12 protein-coding genes are annotated in these 13,433 nt (G+C 62.0%); 5 read left to right on the top strand and 7 right to left on the bottom strand.

Going from position 1 to position 13,433, the window contains the following annotated elements; all coding sequences use genetic code 11:
- Positions 1 to 54: 54 nt before the first annotated feature.
- From R8871_RS03290 to R8871_RS03265, 6 genes are all read right to left on the bottom strand, one after another.
- Positions 55 to 282 carry a hypothetical protein gene (locus tag R8871_RS03290; RefSeq protein WP_175049022.1) on the bottom strand — a complete coding sequence of 76 codons (228 nt, stop codon included), beginning with the start codon at positions 280 to 282 and terminating at the stop codon, positions 55 to 57.
- A 396-nt stretch (positions 283 to 678) separates the two neighbouring features.
- The gene (locus R8871_RS03285; protein ID WP_175049021.1) at positions 679 to 1,485 is read right to left on the bottom strand and encodes an alpha/beta fold hydrolase; all 807 of its coding nucleotides are present in this window, start codon (positions 1,483 to 1,485) and stop codon (positions 679 to 681) included.
- Positions 1,486 to 1,707: 222 nt separating this feature from the next.
- A complete protein-coding gene (locus R8871_RS03280) occupies positions 1,708 to 3,009 on the bottom strand; it encodes a DUF3443 family protein (protein ID WP_175049020.1) in 1,302 nt (433 codons plus the stop codon).
- Positions 3,010 to 3,038: 29 nt separating this feature from the next.
- On the bottom strand, positions 3,039 to 3,545 hold the full coding sequence (locus R8871_RS03275) for a DUF2844 domain-containing protein (protein WP_246287339.1): 507 nt from the start codon (positions 3,543 to 3,545) through the stop codon (positions 3,039 to 3,041).
- Between the two features lie 202 nt (positions 3,546 to 3,747).
- On the bottom strand, positions 3,748 to 5,193 hold the full coding sequence (locus R8871_RS03270; RefSeq protein ID WP_246287334.1) for a sensor domain-containing diguanylate cyclase: 1,446 nt from the start codon (positions 5,191 to 5,193) through the stop codon (positions 3,748 to 3,750).
- 217 nt (positions 5,194 to 5,410) lie between these two features.
- A complete protein-coding gene (locus tag R8871_RS03265; protein WP_175049018.1) occupies positions 5,411 to 6,322 on the bottom strand; it encodes a LysR family transcriptional regulator in 912 nt (303 codons plus the stop codon).
- Positions 6,323 to 6,421: 99 nt separating this feature from the next.
- Between R8871_RS03265 and R8871_RS03260 the strand changes: the two genes are divergently transcribed.
- From R8871_RS03260 to R8871_RS03250, 3 genes are read left to right on the top strand one after another with little or no spacing between them, the layout of a single operon-like run.
- Entirely contained in the window at positions 6,422 to 7,726 is a 1,305-nt protein-coding gene (locus R8871_RS03260; protein ID WP_093637506.1) for a CitMHS family transporter, read from the top strand.
- A 33-nt stretch (positions 7,727 to 7,759) separates the two neighbouring features.
- A complete protein-coding gene (locus R8871_RS03255) occupies positions 7,760 to 9,127 on the top strand; it encodes an acyclic terpene utilization AtuA family protein (RefSeq protein ID WP_175049017.1) in 1,368 nt (455 codons plus the stop codon).
- A 1-nt stretch (position 9,128) separates the two neighbouring features.
- Complete coding sequence (locus R8871_RS03250; protein ID WP_175049016.1) at positions 9,129 to 9,464, top strand: AtuA-related protein; 336 nt, start codon at positions 9,129 to 9,131, stop codon at positions 9,462 to 9,464.
- A 38-nt stretch (positions 9,465 to 9,502) separates the two neighbouring features.
- On the opposite strand, the gene R8871_RS03245 is transcribed toward R8871_RS03250, so the two are convergent.
- Entirely contained in the window at positions 9,503 to 10,213 is a 711-nt protein-coding gene (locus R8871_RS03245) for a FadR/GntR family transcriptional regulator (RefSeq protein WP_175049015.1), read from the bottom strand.
- A gap of 431 nt (positions 10,214 to 10,644) precedes the next feature.
- On the opposite strand from R8871_RS03245, the gene R8871_RS03240 reads away from it, so the two are divergent.
- Entirely contained in the window at positions 10,645 to 11,976 is a 1,332-nt protein-coding gene (locus R8871_RS03240) for an MFS transporter (RefSeq protein WP_175049014.1), read from the top strand.
- A 53-nt stretch (positions 11,977 to 12,029) separates the two neighbouring features.
- Positions 12,030 to 13,379, top strand: coding sequence for a glucarate dehydratase (gudD, locus tag R8871_RS03235; RefSeq protein WP_154559212.1), 1,350 nt, complete (start codon positions 12,030 to 12,032; stop codon positions 13,377 to 13,379).
- The last annotated feature ends 54 nt before the right edge of the window (positions 13,380 to 13,433 follow it).

The following is a 13,433-nucleotide window of genomic DNA, read 5'->3' as shown; positions in this document are numbered from 1 at the left end:
CGAGGAGCGCCATCGTCGTTTCTAGGCATACGTGAGTGGCGGTCATGCCTGCCCTCACACGTGAACGATTTCCCACTCGCTGAGCTTTTCAGGAATCTCGAGCGTCGACGTGTCCACTTCCGTCAGTTGCGGGCAGGTCAGGCCGCGCGCGACTTCATCGGCGGCCTGTTGCGGGCTGGAAAATTCACCGAGCGTCTCGTTGCCGTAGGTTGCCTCCCAACCCCCTTGGCCCGGCAAAATGTAGAACGCTCCCTGGGTCGATCCAAAGCGAAAGCCTTTCATTTTTAGTCTCCCAATTGCCATTTAAAAACCGCTGCGCCGCGGCGGCTTCATGCATGGAGCGGGGACACACTGCCACTGCGTTTTCGTCCCGTCTATTTCGCTGCACCACATGAAGCGCCGGCTCTTGTAAAAGAGTCTACGTCAGCGGGTCTTGGCGCAAGGGGTTGTTAGACGGTTCGATAGATCAAAAAATATCGTTTAAAAATAAAGGTTTATCGTCATCATTTTACGATGTGCAACGTGGGGCGACATTGCGAAATGGCGAATTTGTGCCACGCACCACGATTTTTTACGAAGCAAGGGCTCATGCCACATCGTGAAATTTTGGCGGATCGGCCAAATAGTGGGGCAGGGCGTATTCGGGGCGGAGCGAGGTTCCGCCCGTGATCGTTCTGTTCAGGAAGGGATATGGCCGAGAAACGCCAACAACACGCGGTTGAATTCGTCCGGCCGTTGCAGCGGGGCGAAATGGCTCACGCCAGGCAAAAGAATCAACTTCGCGCCGGGAATGGTGCGCGCGAGATAGTCGGCGTGTTCCGGCTTGATGAATTCGTCGTGCTCGCTCTGGACGATCGCAACCGGCACTCGAATCCCGGCCAGATCGTGCGCGGAGTAGTTCGGCTGGGTTCGCATCATTTCGCTGACCGCGCCGACAAATGCATCGAAGTCGTCCGGCGTTGCCGAGAGTTGCGCGTAGTCTTTGGCGTGACGTCCGAAGCAGCGATCGATAATCGGCGTCGGCACGAATTCCTTCGTCCCGCTCGGGTCCATGTTGCAGCCGAAGAAAAACACGCCTGCAACCCGCTCCGGGACCTGGCGGCCCAGCACCAGAGCGACGCACGCGCCGTCGCTCCAACCGGCTATCGCGGCGCGCTCGAGTTGGAGCGTGTCCATTACGGCCACAACGTCGGAGGCCATCAGCTCGTACATATAGGGACGCGCATCGCGGGTGCTGCGACCGTGGCCGCGACTGTCGACGACTATCACGCGATACCCCGAGCCAACTAGCGCCGGGACCTGGTAGCTCCAGTTGCCGCTGTGCCCCAGACCGCCGTGCAGCAGGATTACCGGTTTGCCGGTTCCATATGACGCGTACCAGATTCGCGCGCCATTGTGCTCGACATAGCTGTGGTCGTTAGAGACCGGCAGTGGGGCCGCGCCGTGTGCTGCGAAATGGGTGAGGTCGTCGTCGTGGGATTGCATGAGGGGTGCCTTCCTGGTGAGCTCCGTAATGCAAGGATCCACCAGGTTGCCGGCGCCGCCACCAGAAAATCAACAAAGCTACGAATTTTCGCGGCTGGGCGGTGGATGGGGGGTGCGACTTTCCTCCCCCGAAGCGTGAAACACCAGCAGCATCAACACGATCGACGCCACCAGAAATAAACCCGGCGCTCAGGCCGGGTTTGCTTGCAGAACCACTACCCCTCAACTCGAAACATACGCCACATAAGGCCCCGTACCCCCACCCGTGGACGACTTGCCCGAAATGCCGTAGTACACGTGCCGGCCGTAGAAGAACGGCATGCCGAAGTCGAACTGCCGCGACATATAAATGCCGAGGTTATTGAACGCGGAATTCCCCGACGCGTTCAGTGTCGCCCCGTTCGCGATATTGAAGCCGAGTGAGACACTCGCCGGACTGGTTGCCACCAGCGTCGACGTCCGCCCCACCGTGGCCGTCGGGATGTAGTAGCCGGTCGCGCTATCAATCGGGATCGTCAGGTCGGGGAAGAACAGCACCGTCGATCCGGAGTCGAAGAACGTCTTCGTCAGCGTGGAGCCGCCGTAGATCGACGCGAAGTCGCCGTTCCCGTCCGTCCTGATCAGCGTGGCGCCCGTGCCAGACAACGTATTGTTGGTCTGCGTGTCGATCCCGAACACCAGCGTACCCTGAGCCGTTGCGCTGCCGCTGTCGGAAACCTGCGCCATTTCCAGAATCACACCGTTGTTATCCAGCGCGAACTTTGTGACCGGATTGGTGATCTGTCCGGTTACGGCGACCGAGGTGGCCACACCGGCGTTGGTGTAGTAGAACGTCGACACCGCCGCATTCGCGCAGGCCGAGCCGCAGTCATTCGGGCTCACACCGATGCCGAGAATGCCGTTTGCGCCGAGATCGGCCGTGGTGGTCAGTGCGCGGCCAACCTGGCACTCGGTCGGCGCGGCCACGGTCAGGTCCGAATCGCCGATCACGTGGATCGGCACGCTCGAGGCAATCTCACCCGACATCTCAATGTCCGCAAGATGGACGGAACCCCATGCATAGCCGCTGCCGAACAATGCGCATTCGGCGAGCGGGAGACCGCTCGGCACGGCGTTTTCCGCTGTCAGCGCGCTGAAGGTGGCGGCCGGAATGGCTGAGCGTACGAGGCGCAGCCCGAACGATTCGGTATCGACAATCACGTTCGGGATCGTCGCGCAACTGGTGCCGGCGCTGGATCCCGGGGCGCAGATCGTGACGCTGACCATGGGCTGATTGTGGATGCCCGTTTTGCTGACCGTCACGGCTATCGTATTACCGGGACCGACCGCAGTAGGCACCGCCGACGCGTCCACCGCGAGCACGTTGGACGAAGAACTCGTTGTGCTCGGCGTCGCCGGCGAATTGCTGCCCGGTGCGTTTATCGATGTGTTGCTGTTGGTTCCACTGTTGCTACCCCCGCCCCCGCCGCAGCCAGCCAGACTCAGGCCGAGCGCTGCAGCAATGATCCATGCGATTTTGCGCACTTTTATTCTCTCGATTGATTTTTGAAGACTTACTTGATGTCGTCAGCGCTCACGCCTTGCGGCAACGCTTGCGGCAGATAGGCTCGACCCACGAAGGCGCCCATATGCCCGCCCGTTTCAACCACCAGAGCTGACTGACGCACGACCGCCGAGCCATAGCCGCCGCCTTGCGCTGTGTGCGCGTCGGTGAGCGCCTGCACGTAAGAGGGGAAGTAAGTGGCGAGCAGCGTGTTGAGCGGCGGCATGGTCGGACCTTCCCAGCTCAACGCGAACACGGTGTTGCCTGCCGTGATGTACTCGTTCACGACTGTGCCCGACGCAAGCGTGGTCTGACTCACGGTGTAAGTGGACGAAGCCGCATTGCCGCTGGCGGCAAAGCGGGCCACTGCAGCGCCGCCCTGGCTGGCCGCCCCTGCGCTGGTGCTGCTGGCGGTCACGGGGTAGGTCGGTGCGCCGCCTAACCCTGCATACGCCGGAGCAATCGTGGCGACCGAGGCCGCAGCCACCACGAGCATTCGAAATTGGCTGATTATCATTTTTTGGTTTTCGACGTTTTTTGGAAAATACGTGCGAACGTTTCCTCGCGCCCACGCGGTGTAAATACTAGCGTGCGTCTCCTCGATTAAATCAGACGAATAGCAAGGCGAATCGGGTTCTATTTGAAATTGAAAGAAAATGCGCGATAGGTAATCAGGGGTTCGCGTGATCACGCGGCGCCGATATGGGTTTCTTCGATATTTAAGCCGCGGATTGCGCGGCGTTTGCCTGCCATGCCACGCGGTTGCGGCCGCCGGCTTTTGCGGCATACAACTGGACATCCGCCGCGGCAAGCAGAGCGGCCGCGTTACCACCCTCAGGCGGCTTGCATGACGCGCAGCCCACGCTGATCGTCACATGTCCGCTCTGCGTATCCTCGTGTGCAAGCGCGGCTGATTCGACGCGCTTGCGGATTTTTTCGGCCACCTTGATCGCCCCTTCAAGCGACGTATTCGGCAGCACCACCGCGAACTCTTCGCCGCCATAGCGCGCCGCCAGATCCACCGCGCGCCGCGTGCCCGACATGATGCGCTCGGCCACCACGGTCAACACCTCGTCGCCCGTTGCATGGCCGTAGGTGTCGTTGAAGCGCTTGAAGTGATCGATGTCGATGAAGAGCAGCGAGAGCGGTGTCTGCTCGCGCTGCGCTCGCCGCCATTCCTGCGCGAGCCGCCGGTCGAACGCGCGGCGGTTGTTTAGGCCGGTCAGCGCATCGGTTGCGGCGATGCGTTGCAATTCGGCTTCGGCGCGCGCCTTGTCTCGCAGCGCAAAGGCGAATAGCCACGACACCATCACGTAGGCGCCGCCGAACAGCACGGTCATCGCGCCCGCGAGCATGTTGCGTTTGCGCCAGTCGGCCAGCACATCTTCCACAGCCGGCGCGATGCCGACTATCAGCGGCGTGCCCGGCACGTGTGCGTAGGTGTACAAGCGCGAGACGCCATCCAGAGAGCCGTCCGACACGAAGCTGCCGGACGGATGGCTTGCAATGCTCGCAAAGTTTGACGTGTGCGCATAGTTCGAGCCGATGCCGCGGCGCGCAGTGGGCCGGCTGGCGATGAGCGTACCGTTGTCGAGCACGATAACGCCGCCGCCGTTGGGCCCGAGATCGATGTTGTCGAGCAGATGTTCGAAGTATTCGATCCGTATGCTGACCATCGCGATACCGTCGAACGTGCCGTCAGGTGCATCGATGCGCCTTGTTAGCGCCAGGGCCAACGCGCCGTTGCCGGCTTGCGACGAATAGGGATTCGACATGTAGAGACCCGCCGCGGGGTTGTTCTTCTGCACGGTGAAGTAGTCACGATTCGAGAACGACAGGCCTGGGTAAGCGCTTCCGCTCATGGACGCTTTGACATGGCCTTGTGCATCGAGAACGTAGGCGTCGCCCGTGATCGGCGAGGCCAGTCCGCGATCGAACAGGACGCGCTGGCGCAAGTAGGGCGACAGGGTCCATGTTTCCGGGCGCTCGGCGTCCGCCACCACGCCGCGCAACGACAGGTCATTGCGGGTGACACTGCGCGCAAGGTCGCCGCTGATGATCGCGACGAGGTTGCGCGAATTTTCCACGGCATGGCGGAATTCGTCTTCACGGCTGTTGTAGAGCGCGAGGAAAGTCAGCGCGGCCATGACGGTGGCTGCGACCATGCCGGATAGGCCTGCCAGAAAGGGGTGCTCGCCGATTGCCCACGAAATTGATTTTCGGGTCCGGGCTAACCGTCTGCCCAACCGGTAGCGCAAGGTAAGAACCTGTCCTTTCGGCACGTGCCTGACTCCCCAGTGTGGCCGTTTTATCCGGCATGCGGCGCTAGACTTTTTCTCTTTCCGGTTGCGTTGTCGATTGAATCATTGAATCCGCGTAATCTCAAGCCTGCCCGGCCGTTGCAATCCTGCCGAGCTTTTCGATCAGCACTGCAACGAAGGTTTCCGTGACAGGCGGCAGGGTCTTGCCTCGCTTCTTGATAAGAGCGATAGGGCGGGTGAACGCCGGATCGTCGATGGGGCGCACGATCAGTTCAGGTTCCGCTCTGACTTCGCGGGCCGACGCCGGCAGGATCGTCACACCGAGCCCCGCGCGCACCATCGCGACTGCGCTCATCATGTAGGTCGGCTCGCACGCGATCTCCGGCATGGCCTGCGCGTCGGCAAAAGCGTTGTCGACTACCGCCCGCACGCTCGTGCCCTGCGCGGTGAGTACGAGCGGGACACTGGCCAGGTCAGCCAGCGTGATGCGCTTGCGGCGCGCCAGCGCATGGCGCTTCGGAAATACCGCCACCAGCCGGTCGATGCCCGCATGCAGCACCTCGAAGCCGGCGTCGCCCAGTTCGCCGCCGGTCAGGCCGATGTCCACCTCCTCGTTGCGCACCAGCGTGTTGACCATGCTGGCGACCACGTCGCGCACATGAAAGCTCACGCGCGGAACGGTCTTCTTCAGGTCCTGCACGAGTTCCGGCAATACGCTCGCCGCGAAAGTCGGCAAGCACGCGATCCGCACCGTGCCGCTCGATCCCTCGCCGAGCGCGCGCGCGTCGATCAGCACGTGCTCCATGTCATGCAGGGACTTTTGCAACAGCGGCAGCAGTTCGCGGCCGGTCGGCGTGAGCGCGACGTTGCGGCTGTTGCGATCGAACAGACGCAGGCCGACCGTCTCCTCGAGGCGCCGTATTTGGACCGTCAAGGCCGGTTGGGAGAGATGCAGGCGCGTGGCCGCGCGCGTGAAACTGCCGGTTTGCGCCACGGCGATAAATGCGCGAATGTCCCGAAGGTTCAGATCCATGATGGTTTGTAATAGCTGCGATCAATTCATTTCAATTGATTTATCGCCGCCTCGAACTTACGCTGGATCACAGTAAAAAACAACATCGGAGACAAGGACATGCTGCCATTGCTGGGGCTAGCCACCATCGTCGTGCTACTCGGCGCGATTCTGTCGAAACGGATGTCGCCACTGGTGGCGCTCATCATCGTGCCGCTCGCCGCGTCGCTGATCGGCGGGTTCGGTTTTCAGACAAGCAAATTCGTGATCGACGGGCTCAAGAGCCTCGCGCCCGTTGTCGGCATGTTCGTGTTTGCGATTCTTTACTTCGGCACGATTACCGATGCCGGCACGCTCGATCCGATCATCGACCGCATTCTGCGCGCGGTTGGCACGCGGCCCACACGGATCGTGATGGGCACCACGTTGCTTGCGCTGCTGATTCACCTCGACGGTTCCGGCGCGGTGTGCTTTCTCGTCACGATTCCCGCGATGCTGCCGCTCTACGATCGTTTGAAGATGGACCGGCGCGTGCTGGCCGCAGCCGTTTCGATGGCCGCCGGCATCAATTTTCTGCCGTGGACAGGACCAATGATCCGCGCGTCGGCCTCGCTGCATCTGCCGATTTCGGCGTTGTTCAATCCGCTGATTCCCGTGCAACTGATCGGCCTGGTGTTCGTCTTCAGCGTAGCGTTCTGGCTTGGGCGGCGCGAGGAAAAGCGGCTCGGCCTCACCGCCGCGAACGGTTCCGCGCCGATGCCAAAACGCGAGTTGACGCCCGAAGAGCAAGCCTTGCGCCGGCCGAAAAATTTCTGGTTCAACATCGTCCTGACGCTCGTTGTACTCGGCACGATGGTCGTGATGGGCGAGAAGATTCCGCCGGCCATCATGTTCATGGTCGGACTCTGTATCGCGTTGATGGTGAACTATCCGAACGTCGACATGCAGCGTAAGCGGATCGACGCTCACGCACGCGCCGCGTTGATGATGGCCGGCATTCTGCTGGCGGCCGGTGTGTTCACCGGCGTGATGCAGGGCAGCGGCATGCTGAAGGCAATGGCGCAGGCAGCAGTCGGCTTCGTGCCGCCCGCCATGGCGGGCCACATTCCCGTCGCGCTCGGGTTGGTGTCGATGCCGCTGAGCATGTTGTTCGATCCAGACTCGTTTTACTTCGGTGTATTGCCGGTGATTGCCGAAGTGGCTGGTCAACTCGGCGTGCCCGCCGTGCATGTCGGCCAGGCCGCGCTGCTTGGCCAGATGACCACTGGCTTTCCGGTCAGCCCGCTGACGCCGGCGACTTTCCTCGTGGTCGGCCTGTGCGGTATCGATCTCGCCGATCACCAGAAATTCACGTTCCCCCTGCTGTTCGGCGCGTCGATCGTCATGACGATCGCCTGCGTCGTGCTGGGGATATTCTCGTTGTGAGTTTGACTGTTTGACTGAATGGAAGCGACCAGCATGATAGCGACTCCACATAGGCAGCCGGTTCGAATCGGCGCGGGTGCGGGATATTCCGGCGACCGTATTGAACCCGCGGTCGAACTGGCGGAACACGGCGCGCTCGATTACCTCGTGTTCGAGTGCCTCGCCGAACGCACCATTGCGATCGCGCAGCAGGCGCGCAGCAAAGATCCTGAGCTCGGCTACGACCCGTTGCTCGAGACGCGCATGGCGGCCGTGCTTCCCGCAGCCATGCGTGCATCGGGCAAGAGCGTGCGGATCATTTCGAACATGGGCGCGGCCAACCCGCTTGCGGCGGCGCGAAAGACTGCCGGGATCGCACGCTCGCTCGGTCTCGGCGGCGTGAAGATCGCCGCTGTTGCCGGGGACGATGTACTCGACGTCGTGCGGCAGGGCAATTTCTGTTTTGAGGAGTCGGGCGAAAGTGTTGCTTCGTACCGTGATCGCCTTGTATCCGCGAACGCCTATCTCGGCGCGGCGGCGATTGTCGAGGCACTTGCCGCGGGCGCGCAAATCGTCCTGACCGGGCGTGTCGCCGATCCGTCGTTGTTCGTCGCGCCACTGATCCACGAGTTCGGCTGGCAGATGGACGACTGGCAGACACTCGGCCAGGCGACCGTGACCGGCCATCTGCTCGAATGCGCGGGACAAATCACCGGCGGATATTTCGCCGATCCGGGTTTCAAGGACGTGCCCAATCTCGCGAGGCTCGGCTTCCCAATCGCCGAAGTTGCGCCGGACGGCACGGTGGTTATCACCAAGCTTCCGGAGGCCGGTGGCCGTGTAACCGAGGCAACCTGCAAAGAGCAACTGATGTATGAGATTCACGATCCGCAGCGTTATCTGCAACCGGACGTGGTCGCCGATTTCACGCAGGTGCGTGTCGTGCAGGAAGCGCCGGATCGCATTCGCGTGAGCGGCGGGCGCGGTACGCCGCGTACCGATACGTTGAAGGTGTCGGTCGCTTACTTCGACGGCTATATCGGCGAAGGGCAGATTTCATACGGCGGTCCCGGCGCGCTGGCGCGTGCCCGGCTTGCACTCGATATCGTGCGGGAAAGGCTTGCCCTGACGGGCGTCGAAACGCGTGAATTACGCTTCGACCTGATCGGTGTGAACGCATTGCATGGCGACACAGTGGCTGCCGGTCACGCCGAGCCCTATGAAGTGCGAGTACGGGTCGCGGGGCGCGCAGAATCGCTGGCGCAGGCAGTGCGGATCGGCAATGAGGTAGAGACGCTTTACACGAACGGCCCGGCGGGCGGCGGCGGCGTGACGAAGTCAGCGCGCGAAGTCGTCGCGGTGCAATCGGTATTGTTGCCGCGCGAGCATGTCAAGCCGGCATTCTCGCTGGTGGAGGCGTGATATGAAACTACGTGAGCTGGCTCATTCGCGGACCGGCGATAAAGGCAATACGCTGAATATCTCCGTCATCTGTTATGACGCGAAGCACTATCAGCATCTTCGGGCGGTGTTGACAGTGGAACGGGTCAAGGCGCATCTGAACGACGTGGTCCGCGGCGAAGTCGTTCGTTACGAACTGCCTGGCATCGCCGCATTCAACTTTGTGCTCGGCCATGCGCTCGGCGGCGGCGTGACGCGTTCGCTTGCGCTCGACGCGCACGGCAAATCGTTGAGTTCGGCCTTGATGGGGTTGGAGATAGAGGATCCGGCTGCCGTCGGCGACGCGCCGGCCCCTTAGCCGGCTTCCTGGTTAGCTGGCGCTGCCGGGCATCCGGCTCAGCTACTCGCCTTGCTCAACTCGTGCGCGCGCCGAAGTCTTTCGCGGCTATTGCTCAGATGCATGCGCATTGCCGCGCGCGCATCGTCCGCGTCCTGGCGTTCGATGGCCCGATAGATCATCTGATGCTCGCTGAGCACGTTGCGCAGGATTTCGATATGGTCGAGCTCCGCAATCTCGGCGGTGCCGAGCCGCGTGCGCGGGCTCACCGCGCGGCCGAGTTGACTGAGCACATCGAAGAAGTAGCGATTGCCGCTGGCGCGCGCGATCTGCAGATGAAACTCGATGTCGTGCGCCACTGTGTCGGTACTTCCGCGCTCGAGTTCGGACTCGAAGCGCTCCAGTGCGGTGCGAATCTGTTTGAGATTCTGCTCGGTGCGGCGCGCTGCCGCGAGCGCGGCTGAGGCCGCTTCGACGTCGATGCGGAATTCGATGATCGCCATCACGTCCAGCATGCTGGAGAGGTCTGCGGCGGGCAGCTGCATGGACTGTTCCGTGGCCGGCTCCAGAACGAACGTGCCAATGCCGTGACGCGTCTCGACCACTTTGGCCGCCTGCAGGCGCGAGATGGCCTCGCGGACCACGGAGCGGCTCACCGAGAGCTGCTTCATCATCGCGACTTCAGTCGGGATACGGTCTCCGGGCCGCAGGCTGCCGCGGCGAATCTCATCGGAAAGGGTGGCCACCACCTTCTCAGTTAGGCTGCTCATCTCTATTGCTTATTGACTAATCGGCTGGAAATTCACACGTTGCGTGGGCGAGCGACGTCGCGTGTCGCCTCGACATAGCCATCATAGCGTCTGTCCGAAAGATGCCGATTTGAATCTCGTGCTCCCGATGTCGGCGGTGATGACTCGTTGACCGGGGCTGGCCGGTACGGCTCGTCAGCCTTTTGTCATGTCATCAGACGTCTTAATTCGATTCTACAATGCCAATGACTATTGTGGCGCTGTGACGGCTTCTCCCCGTTATATGGAGCTTGCATGGCAGGGTAAACACCCCGTTGGAATCGATGATTGGAACAAGGTAGACTGTCATCAGACAACGTATCACGCATTTTAGGACCGAATCGCCCGGCCTGCTCGAATGTGCCGCGGCGCGTTCGATCGGGCCGCCGCAGTGGCCGGAACTGGAGACAACCTTGACATCTGCTCTCACCGCCGCCTTTGACCCGCTCGAGTCCGCGGTCTCGAAGGTCAAGCGGCACGTGCTGCCGCTTTTCCTGATCATGTTCATCGCGAACTACATCGATCGCGTGAACATCGGCTTCGTCAATTCCCACATGCAGACGGACCTTGGCATCGGCGCTGCCGCCTATGGCCTCGGGAGCGGGTTGTTTTTTGTCGGCTACGCGCTGTTCGAAGTGCCGTCGAACGTGTTGATGCAGAAGTACGGCGCGCGCGCCTGGCTGACGCGCATCATGGGCACGTGGGGGCTGGTCGCGGCGGCCATGGCGTTCGTCTGGAACGATACGTCCTTCTACGTGCTGCGATTCCTGCTCGGCATCGCCGAAGCGGGCTTCTTCCCGGGTGTGGTGTTTTACTTCACCCAATGGCTGCCGCAGAAAGAGCGCGGCAAGGCCGTGGCGGTTTTTCTCTCCGGCTCCGCGCTTGCGTCGGTGCTGTCCGGTCCGATTACGGGCAGTCTGTTGTCGATTCGCGGTCTTGGCCTGCACGGCTGGCAATGGATGTTTCTCATTGAGGGCGGCTTCTCGATCGTGTTGTGCGGTGTGAGCTGGCTGCTGCTGAAGTCGCGCATTCGCGATGCCTCCTGGCTGACGGCCGAGGAGCAAACCGTTCTCGAAGGCGCGATCGCCGCGGAGCAGGCCGAGCGCGAGGCGCACGGCGGCGCGCGTCTGCCGGCCGCGAAGCTGTTGAAGGATCCGCAGATCCTGCTGTTCTGCTTCCTGTACTTCGCGATTCAATTGACCATTTACGCGGCTACTTTCTGGCTGCCGACGATCATTCGCAAGATGGGCGGACTCTCGGACTTCGAAGTCGGCATGTTCAATACCATTCCGTGGCTGATCGCCATGGTCGCGATGTACTGCTTCGCAGTGCTGTCCGCGAAATGGCGATTCCAGCAGGCGTGGCTGGCGGTGGCGCTCGTTATCGCGGCGTGCGGGCTGTTCGCCTCGACGTCGGGTAATCCGGTACTGTCGTTTGTGGCAATCTGCTTCTCAGCGATCGGCTTCAAGGCTGCGTCTTCGCTCTTCTGGCCGATTCCACAGGGTTATCTGGACGCGCGCGTGGCCGCCGCCGTCATCGCGCTGATCAATTCGATCGGCAACCTAGGCGGCTTCTTCGCACCGGCTGCTTTCGGTTATCTGCAGCAGCACACCGGCTCGATCACCGGTGGTCTGTACGCCTTGGGCGTGGCTTCGCTGATCGCGGCGGCGGCCGGCTTCCTGACCCGCAATCGCCGTGTGAACCGCGACGCGTTGCCTGAGCCGCTTCATAGCAAAGCGCATTGAATTGTCGATCGACCGCCGCCAGTCGGCTTATTCACTAACCTGGTCCCACTATCATGTCCACGAACTCATCCCAATCGAACGCTACGCCGATCGTGACCGAGCTGCGCGTCGTGCCCGTCGCCGGCCGTGACAGCATGCTGATGAATCTGAGCGGCGCGCATGGCCCGTTCTTCACGCGCAATATCGTCATTCTGCGCGATAGCGCCGGCCATACCGGTGTCGGCGAAGTGCCGGGCGGCGAGAGCATCCGCAAGACGATCGACGACGCGCGTCCACTGGTGGTCGGTCAATCGATCGGCAATCTTCAAGCGATCCTGAACAAGGCGCGCACGCAGTTCGCCGACCGCGACGCCGGCGGACGCGGCTTGCAGACTTTCGACCTGCGCACCACTATTCACGCAGTGACCGCGCTCGAAGCCGCGCTGCTCGATCTGCTCGGGCAGCATCTGGGCGTTCCCGTTGCGGCACTACTCGGCGAAGGTCAGCAGCGCGACGAAGTGGAAATGCTCGGCTACCTGTTCTATATCGGCGACCGCAAGAAAACCGATCTGCCCTATGACAGTGGCGCGGAAGGGCGCGACGACTGGGAGCGCGTGCGTACCGAAGAAGCCATGACCCCCGAAGCGGTGGTGCGGCTTGCAGAGGCAGCGCAAGCGCGCTATGGCTTCAACGATTTCAAGCTCAAGGGCGGCGTGCTGCCCGGCGACGCCGAAATCGAAGCGGTGACGGCGCTCGCTGAACGCTTCCCCAATGCACGCGTCACGCTCGACCCGAACGGCGCATGGTCGCTCGCGGAAGCGGTGCGCCTGTGCCGCGATCAACACGACGTGCTGGCTTACGCGGAAGATCCGTGCGGTGCGGAAAACGGCTACTCGGGCCGCGAGGTGATGGCCGAATTCCGCCGTGCGACCGGTTTGCCGACGGCGACCAACATGATCGCGACCGACTGGCGTCAGATGGGTCACGCGATCCAGTTGCAGTCCGTGGATATCCCGCTTGCCGATCCGCACTTCTGGACCATGCAGGGCTCGGTGCGTGTGGCGCAGATGTGCAACGAGTGGGGCCTGACCTGGGGCTCGCATTCGAACAATCACTTCGACATTTCGCTCGCGATGTTTACGCATGTCGCGGCTGCGGCGCCCGGCAAGATCACGGCGATCGACACGCACTGGATCTGGCAGGACGGCCAGCGCCTGACGCGCGAACCGCTGCAGATCGTCGGCGGCAAGGTCAAGGTACCGCAGGCCGCCGGCCTCGGTGTCGAGCTGGATATGGACGAGATCGAGAAGGCGCACGCGCTCTATCTGCAGCATGGTCTTGGCGCGCGCGACGACGGCGTGGCCATGCAGTACCTGATTCCGAACTGGAAGTTCGATAACAAGCGCCCATGTCTGGTGCGCTGAGTTTCTTCATGATCTGAGCGGCGCTTCGTGCAGCCGCCCGCTTTTACCGACTAT

Source organism: Paraburkholderia sediminicola (assembly GCF_902859805.1).
Lineage (GTDB): Bacteria > Pseudomonadota > Gammaproteobacteria > Burkholderiales > Burkholderiaceae > Paraburkholderia > Paraburkholderia sediminicola.
Note: the sequence above shows the minus strand (reverse complement) of the source record. Positions and strands in the feature narration are given on the sequence as shown.

Bases quoted from the DNA above. Each gene is read 5' to 3' on its own strand.
- R8871_RS03290 (WP_175049022.1), bottom strand. From the start codon at position 282: ATGAAAGGCTTTCGCTTTGGATCGACCCAGGGAGCGTTCTACATTTTG.
- R8871_RS03285 (WP_175049021.1), bottom strand. From the start codon at position 1,485: ATGCAATCCCACGACGACGACCTCACCCATTTCGCAGCACACGGCGCG.
- R8871_RS03275 (WP_246287339.1), bottom strand. From the start codon at position 3,545: ATGATAATCAGCCAATTTCGAATGCTCGTGGTGGCTGCGGCCTCGGTC.
- R8871_RS03270 (WP_246287334.1), bottom strand. From the start codon at position 5,193: ATGGTCGCAGCCACCGTCATGGCCGCGCTGACTTTCCTCGCGCTCTAC.
- R8871_RS03265 (WP_175049018.1), bottom strand. From the start codon at position 6,322: ATGGATCTGAACCTTCGGGACATTCGCGCATTTATCGCCGTGGCGCAA.
- R8871_RS03260 (WP_093637506.1), top strand. From the start codon at position 6,422: ATGCTGCCATTGCTGGGGCTAGCCACCATCGTCGTGCTACTCGGCGCG.
- R8871_RS03255 (WP_175049017.1), top strand. From the start codon at position 7,760: ATGATAGCGACTCCACATAGGCAGCCGGTTCGAATCGGCGCGGGTGCG.
- R8871_RS03250 (WP_175049016.1), top strand. From the start codon at position 9,129: ATGAAACTACGTGAGCTGGCTCATTCGCGGACCGGCGATAAAGGCAAT.
- R8871_RS03245 (WP_175049015.1), bottom strand. From the start codon at position 10,213: ATGAGCAGCCTAACTGAGAAGGTGGTGGCCACCCTTTCCGATGAGATT.
- gudD (WP_154559212.1), top strand. From the start codon at position 12,030: ATGTCCACGAACTCATCCCAATCGAACGCTACGCCGATCGTGACCGAG.